Raw genomic sequence first — 17,266 nt, 5'->3', positions numbered from 1 at the left:
ACATGCTGGCTGCATTCCGTGACAGCTTGCGGCTGCAAGGCAAGAGCCCGCACACGCTGGATGCCTATGTGCGCGACTTGCAAGGCCTGCAACTGCTACTGGGCAGCCGCGACATCCTGCAGGCGCAGGCCGATGACATCCGCAAGGCCATGGCCACCCTGCACGCACGCGGCCTGGGTAGTCGCAGCCTGGCACGCAAGCTGTCATCGTGGCGGCAGTTCTACGACTGGCTGCAACAAAAACAGGCCATCGGGATCAATCCTTGCCTGGGCCTGCGCGCGCCCAAGCAGAACAAGCCCCTGCCCAAGGCGCTGCCAGTGGATGGTACTGCCGCCTTGCTGGAACACATTCCGCATGATGAAACCCTCAGCCTGCGCGACCGTGCCCTGTTCGAGCTGATGTACTCCTCCGGCTTGCGCCTGTCCGAAGCAGTAGGGCTGGACCTGTCCGACATGGACCTGCAGGAACAGCTGCTACGCGTGCGCGGCAAGGGCAACAAGACACGCTTGCTGCCGATAGGTCGTACGGCACTGGATTACCTGCAGCAATGGCTGGCCGAACGGCAAGCCGAAGCGGGCTGCAATGCCGTGTTTGTCGGACGGCATGGCCGCCGTCTCAGTGCACGGCAAGTGCAAAAACGCCTGGCGGAATGGTCGATCCGTACCGGCATGGACCGCCATGTACACCCCCACATGCTGCGTCACTCATTTGCCAGCCATCTGCTGCAATCCTCGGGCGATTTGCGGGCAGTGCAGGAATTGCTGGGCCATGCCAACCTGTCGACAACCCAGATCTACACCGCGCTGGACTTTCAGCATCTGGCCAAGGTGTACGATGCCGCTCATCCACGGGCCAGGAAAAAGGATACTGAATAGAAAAACCCGGCAAAGCCGGGTTTTTCCAATGCAGAGCCTGTCAATGCGGCAGGTGACTTGATCGCCGCAGCGCGCTCACCTACTGCTTTAACTGTGTGCAGGCACGGCAGCCAGTACCGCCTTGAGCAATTGCCAGGCCTTGCCGACCGACTCCACTTCCACCCGCTCACCCGGTGCATGTGCACCGCGAATGGTCGGACCGAATGACACCATGTCCATCTCCGGATACTTGGCTCCGATAATGCCGCACTCCAGACCGGCATGAATCACCTGCACGCCGGATTCGCCACCGAATTCTTGCTGATAAACCTGCTGGAACAAGGCCAGCAACGGGGACTGCGGGTTTGGTGCCCAGCCCGGATAGCCACCTTCCATTTCCACGGCAAAGCCAGCCAGCCCAAACAGGCTTTCCACTTCACGCGCCAGCATCCAGGTGCCGGAATCCAGCAAGGAGCGCACCATCAGGTTGGCAAATACCATACCTTGCTCGACCCGAACCACACCAAGATTGTTCGAGGTTTCCACCACGCCGCTGACACGCTGACTCATGCGCTTCACGCCATGCGGCGCAGCATGCAAGGCGGCCAGAATGGCGGCCTGGTCAGCAGATTCCAGTACGCTGTCCGCATGCGAGGCTTCAGACAGCACGCTCACATCCTCATCAACCCCCGCCAGTTCGAAGCGTAGCAAGGACTGGAATGCATCCAGCCTGGCGGCGATGCGGGCAGCATCCTCCTCCGGATAGGCAACCGTTGCCGTCGCTTCACGGGCCAGTGCATTGCGGGCAGTGCCACCACTGAAGGAGGCCAGCTGCAGGTCGGTTTCGGCTTCCAGTTCGCGCAGCAAGCGCACCAGCAGCTTGATGGCATTGCCGCGGCCCAGATGAATGTCGGCACCCGAGTGGCCACCTTTGAGACCCTTGATGTGCAGCTGGACAACCTGATAACCGGCAGCCAGTGGACGACTGGCATACGCGCGCGTGACATTGACATCAACACCGCCGGCGCAGCCCATATAGAACTCGCCCCATTCTTCGGTATCGATATTGATCATCATGCCGCCCTGCAGCAAGCCTGGCTCAAGGCCCAGCGCCCCGCCCATGCCCGCTTCTTCATCCAGCGTCATCAGCACTTCAACCGGACCATGCACCAGATCGTCACTGGCCAGCACAGCCAGCCCCATGGCCACACCAATGCCGTTATCGGCACCCAGAGTAGTGTTTTCTGCCACCAGCCAGCCATCTTTCAGCACCGGACGGATCGGGTCTTTGAAAAAGTCGTGCTCGGTACCGGCATTGGCCTGGCACACCATGTCCAGATGGCCTTGCAGTACCACGCCCACACGGTTTTCCATGCCGGGCGTGGCAGGCTTCCGCACGATCAGGTTACCGGCAGCATCCACAACACTGGTCAGACCACGCAATTCGGCCCAACCTTTCAGGTAATCACGCAACGCTTGCTCATGCTTGGATGGACGGGGAATTTCGCACAAGGTCTGGAAATGTTCCCATACTTCCGGCGGCTGCAGCTTGGCAATGTCGACCACAATGTTTCCTTATGACTATGCAGGGTGATGGGCATATTTTCATGGCATCACCCATGGATCAGGGCATGGTCTGTCACGGACAGACCACTTTTGTACACAATCGACTTTATCATGCACAGGCGCGCTGGTCATGTGGCAGTGCGCAACAATCTACAGCGGCAGCCCGTCGCTTAAAGCAATACAGCGCGACTTGCGATACCACTTGCAAGCCGCGCTGCGACAAAGAAAACCGGTCAGGCCAGGCAGACAGAGGGCATTGGCGTGGTCGCGCGATCCACCTTGGCATTGCGCATGTAGTGATCCAGCAGCAAGCGCATGAACTGGTGGCTCTTGCAGATGGCATTTTGCAATGCGGTGACCGTGTGCTTGTCCGGATGCAGGCCAACCAGCGCCACGATGATCTCCAGCGCTTCCCACGGGTGGGCATCGTCATACTTGGCATGCAGCTTAAGCCACTTCATGGCCTTGGCACGCACCGATTCATCAAACAGCTGGGCATAGCGGTCTTCCGAGCATACGCGGGCGGACCACTCGCCGGTGGCACCTTCAATGGCATAGTTGGTGGCTGCCATGGCAACCGCCAGCGATTCCCGGTCACACACCTGCCAGCACCACTGGCTCAGGCTCAAGGTTTCCAGTGCCTGATGACCGCTGAGCATGGCCGGAATATCCACGCCGGATGCGGTGGCCCAGTTATACCAGTGGTCTGCATGGTTCTGTTCCACACGGATATTGCGGATCAGATAGCGCCGCGCCATGTCCTGACCCGGATGCTGACCGTAACGGATTTTCAGCAGATTCATCGCCATGTACTGCGGAAACTGCTCGATCACCGGCCAGCCACCGGACAGGAATGCCTTGTGGGTGGCATGGTCCAGCCTGGCCTCTTTCATGCAGGTAAACAGCTCGTGGTCCACCACCAGGCTTTTGTAGCGGTCGCAGTGGTAAACCATTTCCTGTGTCCACTCCGGATAGCTGGTGACATCCATCAAGGGACCCGTCCGGACAAATTGATGCTGGTCTAGCATGTTTTCACTCTTCCTCAAAATGTGCCTGCCTCACTCCTGCCCCGGCAAGCGATAAGCCGTCACTGCCGGCTTGCCAAAAGGCGGGGAGATGAAAGGCGCTGGCTCGCCAATGTAGTAGCCCTGGGCATAGTCCACACCGATTTCTTGCAATGCCTGCATGATTTCGGGGGCGCTGACAAACTCTGCAATGGTTTTCTTGCCTGTCACATGCCCGATGCGATTGATCATTTCCACCATGGCACGGTCTACCGAGTCCTCCACCATGTCCTTGACAAAGCTGCCGTCAATTTTCAGGTAATCCACTTGCAGATGCTTAAGATAGGCAAAGGAAGACATCCCGGCGCCAAAATCATCCAGCGAGAAATGACAGCCCATCTGGCGCAATTCGCTGATGAAGCGGGTGGCCTGCTGCAAATTGGAAATCGCACTGGTTTCGGTAACTTCAAAGCAGACCATCGCCGGGGGAATGGCATAGCTGATGAATTGGCGCCGGATGAAATCCAGGAAGTTGTCATCACACAAGGTGGCGCCGGACAGGTTGATGGCGCACACTGCGATGGAATGATCGCCATGGGCATGCATGTGCCACAGGGTCTCGAAGGTTTGGCGAACCACGATGCGGTCGATATCCGGCATCAAGCCAAAACGTTCGGCTGCCGGGATGAAAGCACCGGGCAGAATGATGGCGTTGGCCTCGTCCCGCAAACGTAGCAAGACCTCGATATGACGCCCGGTCTTTTTGCCATCCGGTCGCAGCGGGACGATTTCCTGGAAGTAGAGACTGAACCGCTCCTCTTCCATCGCGGTCCGCAAACGCTGCACCCAGGCCATTTCAACCGAGCAGCGTACTGCCAGTTCGGTATCTTTCGAACTGTAAAGCTGAATCCGGTTCCGGCCCTTTTCCTTGGCCATGTAACAGGCGATATCCGCTGCCTGCAGGCTTTCAGCCAGGGTGGCACCGGGCTCGCCCAGAAACACCATGCCGATACTGGCACTGATGGAAAACGGGATACCCTCCCAGTGGAACCCGGCCTGCTGCACTGCCCTGCGCAAGCGATCCGCCTTGTCCAGCGCCACGTCGATCCGGCAATCTTCCAGCAGCACACCAAACTCGTCACCACCAAGCCTTGCCAGTACATCCGACAGGCCCAGCTGCTCTTGCAGCACACGACATACCTGACGCAGCAATTCGTCTCCTGCAGCGTGTCCGTTGGTATCGTTGACCAGCTTGAACTGGTCCAGATCCACAAACAGCAGGGCATGGGAGGTATCCGTCACCATCAGACGGCTGAGAGCCCGTGTAACGCGTTGCTCGAACTCGCGCCGGTTATACAGCCCGGTCAGGGCATCATGCGCTGCCTGCCAGCTCAGATGATTGATGTACTGCTGCTCGATGGACTTGTCATGCAACACCAGCACCAGGCCATCTATCTCGCCACGCGAATCATGAATCGGCGCAGCCACCAGGGAAATCATGTGGCTGCTGCCATCCACCCCTTGCAGGCGCAGGCTGGGATAGGTCTGCTTGTTGGCACACTGTGCGCGCAACTGGCTGCTGCCCAACTGATCCAGATTGCTGCCCGACAGGTCAATCATGGAAAACACATCTTCGAAATAGCGGCCCAGTACCTGCTCACCGCCACCAATCATGTGCAATGCCACCGCATTCAGGTAACGCAGCTTGCCGGACAGATCAATGGTAATCACCGCATCGCCAATGGAATTGAGCGTGGTCTCTGCCCTTTCCTTCTCAGCATTCAGTTCGGCTTCAAAACGGGCGGACTGACGCAGCAGCACCTGCACTTGCCGCACAGTAAGCAGCAACAGTACCAGGCCGACCAGCACATTCACCCACCACAGCAGGGCCGTGGCAAAGCGTGAGCCTTCTCCCAGCACTTCCGAAAACGCGCGTGCCGGGGCCTTGAGTTCCTCGTTGATTTCAACAATGCGGCGGCTCAAGGCCATCAGCTCGTCGTCGCTGATATAGCCATGATTGAAACCGTCGTGCAGTCGCTCGGCAATGCTGGAGATTTCGATGACATAGCTATCGCCGATTTCCCAGTAATGAATGGCCTGGCTCAGATAACTGACATGGCGGAACCAGCGAAAAGCGGTAATGACATTATCAATGTCACCGGGATGATTGCCCCCTTGCAGCAAGCCAGCCCGTGCGGCGTCCAGATCCGGCACCGAGCGGTCCAGTGCCAGACGTGCCTGCCGGTCACCCAGCTGGATGGAGATGGCGCTTTTATAGGCATTAAAGTCCTGCTCGGAACGGCTGCCCGCATAACGGCTGAGATAGTAAATGGCGTCTTTCTGGGCTTTGGACCACAAGCCCTCCCCACCCACATAGGCACGGATAGTGGACAGCACATTCAGGCTGATGATGCTTAGCAATAGCAATGCGCCAACAATCGCCACAAAAGGCGAGACCACCCGGATCAGGCTGCGGTTGCCGTTTGCTTTCATGGCTGACATTCCCTCTCGATGACAGTGGGCTGTGATTGTGTTGGCATGCGTCGGCCACCAGTTGCCCACTGGAATAGCCCAATGGAAAATGCGCCGGCAAGCGGCATCCAGCAAGGCTGGAGAGACTAATCGCACAGCAGGACCGATACTTGCACCACGACCGTGCAAGCAAGCAGCACTCTATTGAATGACAGGAAACATCTATTAGTGTTATTTAAATGTGTATCAAGCACTCTGTCAATGCCGCACGCTTTGCTGATAGCATATTTTATCTGAGCCAAGCATGCACATGCACAATGCGTGCTGACTGCCTGAGGGATGATGTGGACTGGAGGGATGAAAGAGCCCGGCAGACACAGGCCAACCGGGAAACCAAGAAACGGCAGGAGAGGCCTTATGTCGCGACCGCCGCTTCCTCGCCTTGTTCTTGTTGCAAGCGCCACATCTCGGCATAGCGTCCGTTTTGCTCCAGCAACTCGCGATGCGTGCCCCGCTCCAGCACCATGCCGTCATCCAGCACAATGATCTGATCGGCATCGACAATGGTGGAGAGCCGATGGGCAATGATCAGCGTGGTACGGTTGGCAGAAATGACGGCCAGTTCATGCTGGATGGCCTTTTCGGTGCGCGAATCCAGCGCACTGGTGGCTTCATCAAAAATGAGAATGGCCGGATTCTTCAGAATGGTACGCGCAATGGCCACCCGCTGCTTTTCACCACCGGACAGTTTCAGGCCGCGCTCCCCCACCTGGGTGTCATAGCCATCGGGCAAGCTCATCACAAAGTCGTGAATATGTGCAGAACGAGCCGCCTCGATGACTTCATCCCGGCTGGCTCCCGGTCGCCCATAAGCGATGTTGTAATAAATGCTGTCATTGAACAGCACCGTGTCCTGCGGCACGATGCCGATATGTGCGCGCAGGCTATCCTGGGTAAAGCTGCGCAGATCCTGCCCATTGATGGTGATGCGCCCCGCAGTCACATCATAAAAACGGAACAGCAGCCGGGCCAGCGTGGACTTGCCCGCCCCGCTCGATCCGACCACCGCCAGCGAACTGCCTGCCGGCATGGCAAAATCCAGCCCGTGCAATATGCTGCGCTTGGCATCATAGCCAAAGTCCACCTGTTCGAAGCGGATGCTGGCATCACGGCAGGCCAGCACCTTGGCCTCAGGCGCATCGTCCACTTCCTGATGGGTGGACAACAGGCCGAACATGCGCTCGATGTCAGCCAGCGAATGCTTGATTTCACGGTAAATGAAGCCGAGGAAGTTCAGCGGTGTGTACAACTGGGTGATAAAGGTGGCCACCAGCACCACGTCACCCACTGTCATCTGATGCTGCACCACGCTGCGTGCTGCCAACACCATGATCAGGGTGACGCCGCTGGCAATGATGATGCCCTGCCCTGCATTCAGCATGGACAGGGAAACCTGGTTCTTGATGGCAGAAGCTTCCCATGCAGCCAGGTTACGGTCGTAACGCTCGGCTTCATAAGCTTCGTTATTGAAATACTTTACCGTCTCGTAATTGATGAGGGCATCAATGGCCTTGGCATTGGCGCGCGAATCCAGGTCATTCATGCTGCGACGGAATACCGTGCGCCATTCGGTCACCACCAGAGTAAAGACGATATAAATGATGATGGTGCCCAGTGTCACTGCGGCAAATTCCCAGGCATAGCGATGGAACAGGATGAAAGACACCATGCCGATTTCCAGCAAAGTGGGCAGGATGTTGAACACCATGAAATTGAGCAGAAAGCCGATGCCCTTGGTGCCACGTTCGATATCACGGCTCATGCCGCCAGTCTGACGTTCCAGATGAAAGCGCAAGGACAGCCGGAACAGGTGCTGGAAAACGCCGCGTGCCACACTGCGCACCGCACCCTGAATCACACGGGCAAAGATGGCATCGCGCATTTCTCCCAGCACGCTGGAAGTCAGCCGCGCCAGGCCATAGCCCAGCAGCGCCATCACCGGGACTGCCAGCAGGCTTGCCGGGACAGATAACTGGTCGACAATATCCTTCAGGTACAGCGGCACCGTCACTGCCGCCACCTTGGCCAGGATCATGCAAGCCAGCGCCAGCAGCACCCGCCCCTTGAACGCCCACAAATAGGGCAGCAAGGTCTTCAAGGTTTGCAGGTCGTTACGATTCTCGGGCGCCGGGCCACTATGGGTAAAACGCATGAATACATCCTGTCAGGATGACTGGCAGACGCCAGTACAGTGAAAACCAATCTTCAAGACCCGCAGGTCAACAGCACACGCATACAGTCCTGATGTCTAGTGCAGCACGCGCGGCGCCACCAGTGTCATTTCCGGGATGGTGACATCGAAACGCGTACCGTCATCGGCCAGCATCTGGTAACTGCCGCGCATGGAACCATACGGTGTTTTCAGATGGGTGGCGCTACTGTATTCGAATGTCTGGCCAGGCTCCAGCCGTGGCTGCTCGCCAACCACCCCCATGCCGCGCACTTCCTGTTCTTGGTTATTGGCGTCGCTGATGATCCAGTGCCGACTGATCAGTTGCGCCGGCTCGCTTCCGGTATTGGTCAGGCGGATACGATAGGCAAAGACGTAAATGTCCGTGGCCATATTGGATTGTTCGGCGACATAGTGCGGCTCGGCCTCCACTTCAATCCGGTAGGTTTTGTCAGCCATCTTCATTTCCTTGTGGTGGGTACTGCATTTTATCGCGCCATGCTCCGGTGGCGCGGTAGAATATGCGCCTGTTTGATGAATCCATCCGTGATTGCAAGGTAGACCATGCGCGACTTCCGTATTGCCCCCAGCCTCCTTTCCGCCGACTTTGCCTGTCTTGGCCAGGAGGTACGCGACGTCATCGCCGCCGGAGCCGACATCATTCATTTTGATGTCATGGACAACCATTATGTCCCTAATCTGACTGTTGGCCCGCTGGTTTGTGAAGCCATCCGCCCGCACACCACCGCGCCGATCGACGTGCACCTGATGGTAAAGCCGGTGGATAGCCTGGTGCCGATGTTTGCCAAGGCCGGTGCCGACATCATCACCTTCCACCCGGAAGCCTCCGAGCACATCGACCGCACCCTGGGCCTGATCAAGGAGTCCGGCTGCAAGGCAGGCCTGGTATTCAACCCGGGCACATCGCTGTCCTATCTGGACCACGTGATGGACAAGATCGACATGGTACTGATCATGTCGGTCAATCCGGGCTTTGGCGGCCAGTCCTTCATTCCGCATGCGCTGGAAAAAGTAGCTGCTGCGCGCCAGCGTATCGACGAGTATACCGCCAAGCACGGTGGTGAAATCTGGCTGGAAGTGGATGGCGGGGTGAAAGTGGACAATATTGCCGCCGTTGCCGCGGCTGGTGCCGACACCTTCGTGGCGGGTTCCGCCATCTACGGCCAAGCGGACTACCAGGCCGTGATTGCCGCCATGCGTGCCGAACTGGCCAAGGTCGCCTGATGCAAGCCGCCATCATCAGCGGTGCCTCACGCGGCCTGGGCCTGGCCTTGACTGCCGACCTGCTGCAGCGCGGCTGCATGGTGGTGGGCCTTGCACGGGAACACAGCCCGGCGCTGCAACAACTGGCCGCGCGCCATCCGGAGCACCTGCATTTCCTGCGTGCCGACATGGCGGACAGCGACAGCCTGCACGGCATCATGGCCGAGGCCTTGCAATGCCTGCCGCTGGAGCAGATTACCCAATTGCTGCTGATCAACAATGCCGGCGTGGTCAGCCCCATTGCCAGTGCCGGTTTCTACCCTACAGCCGAAGTATCGCGTGCGCTGGCCATCAACCTGACTGCACCCATCTTGCTGACCGATGCACTCTTGCGACTGACCGACTCGCTGAAATGCGAACTGCGCATTGCCTGCATTTCCTCAGGCGCTGCCGTCAAGGCCTACCCGGGCTGGGGCATCTATGGCAGCAGCAAGGCCGGGCTCGATCACTTCTGCCGCCATGTGGCAAGCGAACAGCAAGCCGGTAACGTACGCATTGCCGCCATCTACCCTGGCGTGATTGACACCGACATGCAGGCCAGCATTCGCCAGAGCGACCCGCAGCAGTTCCGCGAACTGGGGCGCTTTACCGCGCTCAAGCGTGATGGCGGCCTGAGCACGCCACAACAGGCGGCCCGCAAGATTGCCGACCACCTGCTCAGCCCTGGTTTCGGCACCCAGACCGTGCTGGATATCCGTCAATTGCCCGATCCAACCGAATAAGCACTACCAATCCAAGTCATGAACCTGAAACACATCAAAGCCCTTGCCTTCGATCTGGATGGCACTCTGGTTGACTCCATTCCCGACCTGGCCGCTGCCGCCAATGCCATGCGTGAGCATCTGGGCCTGCCCGCCCTCACCGACCTGCGCATTCAGGAGCATGTCGGTGACGGCATTGCCAGCCTGGTCCACCGTGCCATTACCGACGAACGCCACGGAAAGGCTGATGCAGCAGTCTGGGAACAGGGCTTCAACTTCTTCGTGCGTTACTATCACGCGCACCTGACTGACAACACCACGGTATATCCCGGCGTGCGTGATGGTCTGGGTTTGCTGCGCGCCTTGCAACTGCCGGTGGTGGTGGTCACCAACAAGTCGGAATACCTGGCAGTCCCGCTGCTGGAACAACTGGGCCTGCGGGATGCATTCAGCCTGATCATTGGCGGCGATACCCTGGCCGAGAAAAAACCTTCTGCCCTGCCCTTGCAGCATGTTTGCGATGTACTGGGTATCCAGACCAGCGAACTGGCCATGGTGGGCGACTCGGAAAACGACATCCTGTCCGCCCGCGCAGCCGGTGCCACCGCCATAGCCGTCAATTACGGCTATGCCGATGCCAGCCAGTTGCAAGCCGACCTCGTCATCGGCAACCTTGCCGAACTATACGATTTGATGAAAAAATAAAGCTTCCACTTTTCATTCCACATGGATAAAGCCTGCATCATGACTTTCCTGCCCGCACCGGCCAGTTGGCGATGGCAACGCTAAGCCACATTCTGTCCATCCCTTTTGCTTTCAATCCGGTTTCAAGGTAGCGCACGCATGACGCATGAAGAATTCAATCAACTGGCCCAGGCCGGTTACAACCGCATTCCGGTCACCCTGGAATTGTTCGCCGACCTGGACACCCCGCTGTCCGTATATCTGAAGCTGGCCAATCAGCCCTACTCCTATCTGCTGGAGTCGGTAGTGGGTGGCGAGCGTTTCGGTCGCTACTCCTTCATCGGCCTGCCAGCCACCACCCGCCTGCGCGTCAATGAACACAAGGTGCAAGTGGAATATGGCGACAAGGTGATCGAACAATATGAAGGCGACCCGCTGGCCTTCATCGAAAGCTTCCAGCAACGCTTTTCTGCCCCGCCGGTAGAAGGCCTGCCGCGCTTTACCGGCGGCCTGGTGGGTTACTTCGGCTACGACACCATCCGCTACGTGGAAAAGCGCCTGGCCAACACCCGCAAGCCCGACCCTATCGGCACGCCGGATATTCTCCTGATGGTGTCCGAAGAAATCGCCGTGGTGGACAACCTGTCCGGCAAGCTCTACCTGATTGTCTATGCCGACCCGGCCGTGCCCAATGCACTGGCCAAGGCAGAAAGCCGCCTGGCACAACTGCGTGCCCGCTTGCGTGAGCCGCAGGACATCCCCTTGTCACTGCCCTCGCAAATCAGCAAGGCGGTTTCCGAATATGGTCAGGAAGAATTCAAGCAGGCAGTGGAAAAGTGCAAGCGCTACATTGTGGATGGCGACATCATGCAGGTAGTGCTGGCACAGCGCATGCAAATGCCTTATGCCGACTCGCCACTGACTTTGTACCGGGCACTGCGCAGCCTGAACCCGTCTCCCTACATGTTCTTCTACCATTTCGACGACTTCCATGTCGTAGGCTCTTCGCCGGAAATCCTGGTACGCCGCGAACAGGAAACCGTCACCGTACGCCCGATTGCCGGCACCCGCGTGCGTGGCAAGAACCGCGAAGAAGACGAAGCACTAGCCGAAGAACTGCTGGCCGACCCCAAGGAAATTGCCGAACACGTGATGCTGATGGACCTGGGCCGCAACGATGTGGGCCGCGTTGCCAATACCGGCTCGGTCAACATTACCGACAATATGGTGATCGAACGTTATTCCCACGTGATGCACATTGTTTCCAGCGTGGAAGGCAGCGTCAAACCGGAAGTCTCCAATATCGATATCCTCAAGGCCACCTTCCCTGCCGGTACACTGTCTGGTGCGCCCAAGGTGCGGGCGATGGAAATCATTGACGAATTCGAGCCTACCAAGCGTGGCGTCTATGGCGGTGCCGTCGGTTATCTGGGTTTCAACGGCGACATGGATCTGGCCATTGCCATTCGTACTGCCGTCGTCAAGAACAAGATGCTCTATGTTCAATCAGGTGCAGGCATCGTGGCAGACTCGGTGCCGGAATCCGAATGGCAGGAAACGCAAAACAAGGCTCGAGCGGTGATTCGCGCGGCCGAACTGGCACAGGCAGGGCTTGATGCCTGAGCAAGCAATCATGCCTTGAATAAAGCAATGCAAACCCCGCTACGGCGGGGTTTGTCATGTTGCATGCAGTGTTTGCTGCAAGGACTGACGTACCCCTGCTCGCAATAGAAACAGAAAAACGGTCATCATCGGGATGGTTACCATCGGCCACGCCACCAGGCGAAATAGCAAGACATTGAATCCGGAAAACCATGCATCTCCCATCATGAAAAACCATAGAGTAGCCGATACCATGGATACCGTAATTTTATTCAAACAAATGAATAAAATTTCGCTTGCCGAGATATTTTCCAAAGGAGTATACAACATCGTCGAAAAAAACAAGCCAGCCGAAAAATAAAACACCAGATCCAAAAACATATACAACATCCACATTACACCTCCCAATTCCAGATATAGCATCAAAATCCTGTAAAAGAACCCAATAAGCAAAATAATAATGCCTTTACGAAACCCCAGAACAACACCTGCCAAATAGACAAAGTCATTACTCATATTAAATACAACATTACTCAAAACAATACAGCACACAGCTAAAATTACGCTTATAAGCATCATCAAAACAAACATCAGCAGTACATAATTACGCCGAAAAAATCCAGGAAAAACGACTGAAGAGAATGTCTCCAAAACACCATTTTTTGACAGGGAGAACAAAACATACATCAAAAAAAATTGTAATATTACATAAAAATATGATTGAACAATATAGCCGTAATGGTATTGGAATAGCATAAACAAATCACTTATCTGATACATGTCATCTCTCCAATGTAACAACAACATCCAGTCGTACCGGGCATTGCATGCGATCAATCAATCACTTTGACTATACTGAGCAGATTATTAAGACATAAGGCCAGACAGGATGCCAATACCCGCTTATATAAGCATAAGCCGTTGATATTTCCAGAAATCCAATCGCATGCAATAGACAAATCCAATCAGCAATGGCAGCGACAAGACTGGCCAACTGAATAGTCTAAACACCAGTACATGAAAAATGATATTCCACGAATCCGAAAACAAAATTACAAAAACACCTGCAGAACATATACTAGCCAACAACTTGTTCACTGCAATAAACCAAAAATCCTCCCAGCCCATATTTTTCAAATCAACATTAAGCACCCTACGAACCAATATACCACCCAAACCGATAATCAGCATATCCAGAAGCTTTTGAAATAAAGCGATATCCAGTTGCACACCACCAGCTTTGCTCAGACTAAAAATAAATCCAAGCAACAGAACAAAAAACGTACGCACCGGCGACAACAATACACCTGCCAGAAAAATGAAATCATTCCTGACAAAGAAAATCCTGTCCTTATAAAAGGAAATTGAAACAAAAGAACTAACCAAAAGCATTAATACAACCAAAATGAAAACATAAGTATCAAAAAATTTAACATTGCGAGAAGGATATAAACTGAAGAAATCATCCAGAAACACATATCGACCGACTGACCACAATATAATAAAAACAGCAAAATGCATGAAAATAAACGACAGGTTAGAAAATATCAAATTCGCATAATATAAAACCACTCCCCACAAAGAATAATCAGCAAACATATTCACTTCCACAAACCTCCACGCATCATAAAACCTGGCGTATGAAACAGTAAAACTCCATGAACGAAAAGAGCTTCATCAGATCACAAGCAGATAATGCGCACATCCAATTACCGCTTGCGACCGAATTGATTGATAAAATTGCAAATTTATCCTCTGTCATGGTGGTAATAAATCAGAAAATTCCTGGAATTTGTCATTCACAAGCAACGCTGGCCAGCAAGGCAGTAGCACATTCAGCATCGAAGGGGTGGCAGAAGCAGGTATAATCAGCAAGTCAAGCTCGTACGCCAAGGCATGCCATTCCTTATCTGACACGGCGAGACTGAGACTGACCGACCATCAAAGAGAAGATCCGTTTACATGACCCGCCCGTCCCGCACACTACAAACCCTGACCCTGATCTACGCTCTGGCGACCTCTTTGCATGCCATGGCGAACAGTAATGATGAATTGGTTGCCGCCCGCGACGCCTACCGCAGCAACAATCTGGGCAAGCTCACCGCCATTGCCGGCGAGCTACCCGCCAGTTACATCCTGAAAGACTATCCGTCCTACTGGCTTACCCTGAAGGCACTGGACCGGGACAATGACAGCCAGGTGATCGGCTTTCTGAACAGCGTGCGTGAAGGCTGGATGCCGGAGAAAATCCGCAATGAATGGCTGAAGAAACTGGGCAAGCGGGAAGACTGGGACGGCTTTGCCGCTGAATGGAAAAAGCTACCTGCGGAAGGCCGGGATGAGGAATCCACCTGCTATGGCCAACTGCTGGACCTGCGCCAAGGCAGAAAGCCGGACGATCTGGACCGTTTTCTTGACATGCGCGCCGCACCGGATGGCTGCAATCAGCTGATTACCGCAGCAGCAGCCAAGGGCTGGCTGACACAGGACTGGCTGTGGCGGCGGGTGCGTCTGTTATTGGCCGGCAATTTTGTCTCGCAAGCCAGACAACTGGCCGATGCCACCAATCTGCCGCTGAGCAATGCGACGCTGAGCAATCCGGCCAGCGCCAGCGCCGACACCCCTGGCGGACAGGAAGCGATGGTGTTTGGCATCGTCAGCAAGGCCCGCAGCGACCTGGGCGGGGCGGCCAGTCGCCTGGCTGTCGTGGAAAGTTCGCTCAGCAAGGACCGCAGCGCCTTTGCCTGGGGTCAGCTTGCGCTGTTGTCAGCACGCAAACAGGCCATGGGTCAGGCTTTGCAGTGGTATGCCAAGGCCGACCCGCAGCAATTGACTGCCGATCAATGGGAATGGTGGGCACGTGCAGCCCTGCGCGGCGAGCAATGGGCCGTGCTGGAGCAGATTACCCGCAACATGCCGACCAACGTAGCCAGCAAGCCGGCTTGGCAGTACTGGCGCGCCCGCAGCCTGAAACAACTGGGCCGTGGCAGCGAGGCTCCGGCGCTGTTTGCCAAAGCCAGCATCGGCCACCATTACTACGCCTTGCTGTCGCTGGAGGAGCTGGGCAATACCCTGTCCACCCCAGCCAGCAAGACTGTCCCCGGCAATGCCGATATTGCAGCCATGCGCGCCAACCCGGCCATTCAGCGTGCTCTTGCCTTGCTGGACATCAGCAATAACGAAGGACGTGCCGAATTGCGCAGTGACGCGCAGCGTGAATGGCGCTGGGCCATGCGTGGTCGCAACGACATGGAACTGCTGGCTGCGGCAGAAATCGCCCGTCGCGAGGCGTTCTACGACATGGCCATCTACAGCGCCGAACGCACCAGGGAAGACCACGACTACTCCTTGCGCTATCTCACCCCGTATCGTGACATCACCCAGCGCTATGCACGCCAGCTGGATGTGGACGACGCCTGGGTTTACGGCCTGATCCGCCAGGAAAGCCGCTTTATTGTGGTGGCACGTTCCGGCGTGGGGGCCTCCGGCCTGATGCAGCTGATGCCAGCCACCGCAAAATGGGTGGCAAAAAAAATGGGCCTGGGCAACTTCTCGGTGAATGACATCGAAACCAATGTGCAGCTGGGCACCTGGTATTTGCGCTATGTGCGGGACAATCTGTCCGGCAATGAAGTCATGGCCACTGCTGCCTACAATGCCGGCCCGGCACGCGCCCGCGCCTGGCAGGACAGTCGCCCGCTGGATGGCACCATCTATGCAGAAACCATTCCATTCAGCGAAACCCGCGACTATGTTCAAAAGGTGATGGCCAATGCAGCCTACTATGCCAGCACCTTCGGTCATGACAATATCTCGCTCAAAGCCCGCATGGGTACCATCCCGGCTCGTTAAACCAAAGCAGAAACAGGAGAAAACAATGCATGCGCAGCGCATTTGCCTGATTGGCGGCAGTGGTTTCATTGGCAGCTACATTGCCGAGCGACTGGCAGAACAAGAAGTGTCGCTCACCATTGCCACCCGCAATCGCGATCGTCACAAGTCCTCGCTGATTGTCTTGCCCAAGACCGAACTGGTATCCACCAATGTGCATCACCCGCTGGCCTTGCAGGAGCTGCTGGCCGGCCACGATGCAGTGATCAGCATGGTCGGCATTCTGCATGGCTCGCGCAAACAGTTCGAAACCGCGCATGTGGACTTGCTGGACAAGATTATTGCTGCCTGCCACAAGCAAGGCGTACGGCGCATCATCCACATCAGCGCGCTGGGTGCCGACCCGCATGGTCCCAGCGACTACCAGCAAACCAAGGGCATTGCCGAACAGCATTTGCGTGATAGCGGACTGGAGTGGACCATCCTGCGCCCATCGGTGGTATTTGGCCGTGGCGACAGCTTCCTTACCCTGTTTGCCGGCCTGCTGGACAAGCTGCCGCTGCTACCGCTGGCCGGTGCCGGCACCCGCTTTGCGCCGATCTGGGCGGATGACCTGGCGCGCGCAGTCGTCGCCTGCCTGCAGCAGCCACACACCATAGGCCAAAGCCTGGATCTGACCGGCCCGGCCAGCTACACCCTGGCCGAACTGGTCGCTTATGTCGGCCGCCTGCGTGGCACGGTACGTCCCGTCATCCCGCTGCCCGATACCCTTGCCATGCTGCAGGCCGGGCTGATGGAAATGCTGCCCGGCCCTACCCTGATGAGCCGTGATAATGTCCGCTCGCTGGGTGTCGACAATGTCAGCCCGCACCCCTTCCCCAGCGCAGTACTGGGCTTCAGCCCCACGCCGCTGGAAGTGGTGGCACCGCAATATCTGGGTCAGGACGAATTCAATCTCGTTTTGTCGGCGTATCGCCGGGAAGCCGCACGCTGATGCAGATTTACATGGTTGGCGGCGCGGTGCGCGACCGTTTGCTG

The 17,266-nt window shown here is 56.4% G+C and carries 15 protein-coding genes; 8 read left to right on the top strand and 7 right to left on the bottom strand.

Annotation, left to right across the window (positions count from 1 at the left end; all coding sequences use genetic code 11):
- Positions 1–2: 2 nt before the first annotated feature.
- The gene (gene xerC / locus AWT75_RS16445) at positions 3–875 is read left to right on the top strand and encodes a tyrosine recombinase XerC (protein ID WP_062790566.1); all 873 of its coding nucleotides are present in this window, start codon (positions 3–5) and stop codon (positions 873–875) included.
- An 87-nt stretch (positions 876–962) separates the two neighbouring features.
- On the opposite strand, the gene AWT75_RS16440 is transcribed toward xerC, so the two are convergent.
- The 5 genes from AWT75_RS16440 to apaG form a co-directional block, all read right to left on the bottom strand.
- Positions 963–2,420 (bottom strand): aminoacyl-histidine dipeptidase, encoded by a 1,458-nt coding sequence (locus tag AWT75_RS16440; protein ID WP_062790564.1) that lies wholly within the window; start codon positions 2,418–2,420, stop codon positions 963–965.
- A gap of 233 nt (positions 2,421–2,653) precedes the next feature.
- Entirely contained in the window at positions 2,654–3,448 is a 795-nt protein-coding gene (locus tag AWT75_RS16435; protein ID WP_045848640.1) for an iron-containing redox enzyme family protein, read from the bottom strand.
- Positions 3,449–3,478: 30 nt separating this feature from the next.
- Positions 3,479–5,917 carry a putative bifunctional diguanylate cyclase/phosphodiesterase gene (locus AWT75_RS16430; RefSeq protein ID WP_161937769.1) on the bottom strand — a complete coding sequence of 813 codons (2,439 nt, stop codon included), beginning with the start codon at positions 5,915–5,917 and terminating at the stop codon, positions 3,479–3,481.
- A 394-nt stretch (positions 5,918–6,311) separates the two neighbouring features.
- On the bottom strand, positions 6,312–8,108 hold the full coding sequence (locus tag AWT75_RS16425) for an ABCB family ABC transporter ATP-binding protein/permease (protein ID WP_062790560.1): 1,797 nt from the start codon (positions 8,106–8,108) through the stop codon (positions 6,312–6,314).
- Between the two features lie 96 nt (positions 8,109–8,204).
- Positions 8,205–8,585, bottom strand: a complete 381-nt coding sequence (gene apaG, locus AWT75_RS16420; protein ID WP_045848637.1) for a Co2+/Mg2+ efflux protein ApaG — start codon at positions 8,583–8,585, stop codon at positions 8,205–8,207.
- A 105-nt stretch (positions 8,586–8,690) separates the two neighbouring features.
- Here apaG and rpe point away from each other — a divergent pair, with 105 nt between their 5' ends.
- The 4 genes from rpe to trpE all read left to right on the top strand — a co-directional run bounded on the left by rpe (position 8,691) and on the right by trpE (position 12,418).
- Complete coding sequence (gene rpe / locus AWT75_RS16415; protein ID WP_045848636.1) at positions 8,691–9,371, top strand: ribulose-phosphate 3-epimerase; 681 nt, start codon at positions 8,691–8,693, stop codon at positions 9,369–9,371.
- The gene (locus AWT75_RS16410) at positions 9,371–10,132 is read left to right on the top strand and encodes an SDR family NAD(P)-dependent oxidoreductase (RefSeq protein WP_062790558.1); all 762 of its coding nucleotides are present in this window, start codon (positions 9,371–9,373) and stop codon (positions 10,130–10,132) included. Before rpe ends, AWT75_RS16410 begins: the two co-directional genes overlap by 1 nt.
- Before the next feature lie 18 nt (positions 10,133–10,150).
- The gene (locus tag AWT75_RS16405) at positions 10,151–10,816 is read left to right on the top strand and encodes a phosphoglycolate phosphatase (RefSeq protein WP_062790556.1); all 666 of its coding nucleotides are present in this window, start codon (positions 10,151–10,153) and stop codon (positions 10,814–10,816) included.
- Positions 10,817–10,954: 138 nt separating this feature from the next.
- A complete protein-coding gene (gene trpE / locus AWT75_RS16400; protein ID WP_045848633.1) occupies positions 10,955–12,418 on the top strand; it encodes an anthranilate synthase component I in 1,464 nt (487 codons plus the stop codon).
- A gap of 54 nt (positions 12,419–12,472) precedes the next feature.
- Here trpE and AWT75_RS16395 read toward each other — a convergent pair whose 3' ends face one another.
- Together AWT75_RS16395 and AWT75_RS16390 are read right to left on the bottom strand one after the other, a co-directional pair.
- Complete coding sequence (locus tag AWT75_RS16395) at positions 12,473–13,177, bottom strand: hypothetical protein (RefSeq protein WP_153013359.1); 705 nt, start codon at positions 13,175–13,177, stop codon at positions 12,473–12,475.
- A 123-nt stretch (positions 13,178–13,300) separates the two neighbouring features.
- Entirely contained in the window at positions 13,301–13,996 is a 696-nt protein-coding gene (locus AWT75_RS16390) for a hypothetical protein (RefSeq protein ID WP_062790550.1), read from the bottom strand.
- 59 nt (positions 13,997–14,055) lie between these two features.
- Between AWT75_RS16390 and AWT75_RS21370 the strand changes: the two genes are divergently transcribed.
- From AWT75_RS21370 to AWT75_RS16380, 3 genes are all read left to right on the top strand, one after another.
- Positions 14,056–14,265, top strand: coding sequence for a hypothetical protein (locus AWT75_RS21370; protein WP_153013358.1), 210 nt, complete (start codon positions 14,056–14,058; stop codon positions 14,263–14,265).
- Between the two features lie 94 nt (positions 14,266–14,359).
- Complete coding sequence (locus AWT75_RS16385; RefSeq protein WP_062790548.1) at positions 14,360–16,249, top strand: lytic transglycosylase domain-containing protein; 1,890 nt, start codon at positions 14,360–14,362, stop codon at positions 16,247–16,249.
- Between the two features lie 25 nt (positions 16,250–16,274).
- Positions 16,275–17,222: a complex I NDUFA9 subunit family protein gene (locus AWT75_RS16380; RefSeq protein ID WP_062790546.1), complete on the top strand. Its 948-nt coding sequence runs from the start codon at positions 16,275–16,277 to the stop codon at positions 17,220–17,222.
- Positions 17,223–17,266 lie beyond the last annotated feature (44 nt).

The sequence above is a fragment of the Aquitalea pelogenes genome (assembly GCF_001515305.1).
GTDB classification, from domain to species: Bacteria; Pseudomonadota; Gammaproteobacteria; order Burkholderiales; family Chromobacteriaceae; genus Aquitalea; species Aquitalea pelogenes.
Note: the sequence above shows the minus strand (reverse complement) of the source record. Positions and strands in the feature narration are given on the sequence as shown.

Bases quoted from the DNA above. Each gene is read 5' to 3' on its own strand.
- xerC (WP_062790566.1), top strand. From the start codon at position 3: ATGCTGGCTGCATTCCGTGACAGCTTGCGGCTGCAAGGCAAGAGCCCG.
- AWT75_RS16395 (WP_153013359.1), bottom strand. From the start codon at position 13,177: ATGTATCAGATAAGTGATTTGTTTATGCTATTCCAATACCATTACGGC.
- trpE (WP_045848633.1), top strand. From the start codon at position 10,955: ATGACGCATGAAGAATTCAATCAACTGGCCCAGGCCGGTTACAACCGC.
- AWT75_RS16385 (WP_062790548.1), top strand. From the start codon at position 14,360: ATGACCCGCCCGTCCCGCACACTACAAACCCTGACCCTGATCTACGCT.
- rpe (WP_045848636.1), top strand. From the start codon at position 8,691: ATGCGCGACTTCCGTATTGCCCCCAGCCTCCTTTCCGCCGACTTTGCC.
- apaG (WP_045848637.1), bottom strand. From the start codon at position 8,585: ATGGCTGACAAAACCTACCGGATTGAAGTGGAGGCCGAGCCGCACTAT.
- AWT75_RS16425 (WP_062790560.1), bottom strand. From the start codon at position 8,108: ATGCGTTTTACCCATAGTGGCCCGGCGCCCGAGAATCGTAACGACCTG.
- AWT75_RS16430 (WP_161937769.1), bottom strand. From the start codon at position 5,917: ATGAAAGCAAACGGCAACCGCAGCCTGATCCGGGTGGTCTCGCCTTTT.
- AWT75_RS16435 (WP_045848640.1), bottom strand. From the start codon at position 3,448: ATGCTAGACCAGCATCAATTTGTCCGGACGGGTCCCTTGATGGATGTC.
- AWT75_RS16390 (WP_062790550.1), bottom strand. From the start codon at position 13,996: ATGTTTGCTGATTATTCTTTGTGGGGAGTGGTTTTATATTATGCGAAT.
- AWT75_RS16410 (WP_062790558.1), top strand. From the start codon at position 9,371: ATGCAAGCCGCCATCATCAGCGGTGCCTCACGCGGCCTGGGCCTGGCC.
- AWT75_RS16405 (WP_062790556.1), top strand. From the start codon at position 10,151: ATGAACCTGAAACACATCAAAGCCCTTGCCTTCGATCTGGATGGCACT.
- AWT75_RS16380 (WP_062790546.1), top strand. From the start codon at position 16,275: ATGCATGCGCAGCGCATTTGCCTGATTGGCGGCAGTGGTTTCATTGGC.
- AWT75_RS21370 (WP_153013358.1), top strand. From the start codon at position 14,056: ATGAACGAAAAGAGCTTCATCAGATCACAAGCAGATAATGCGCACATC.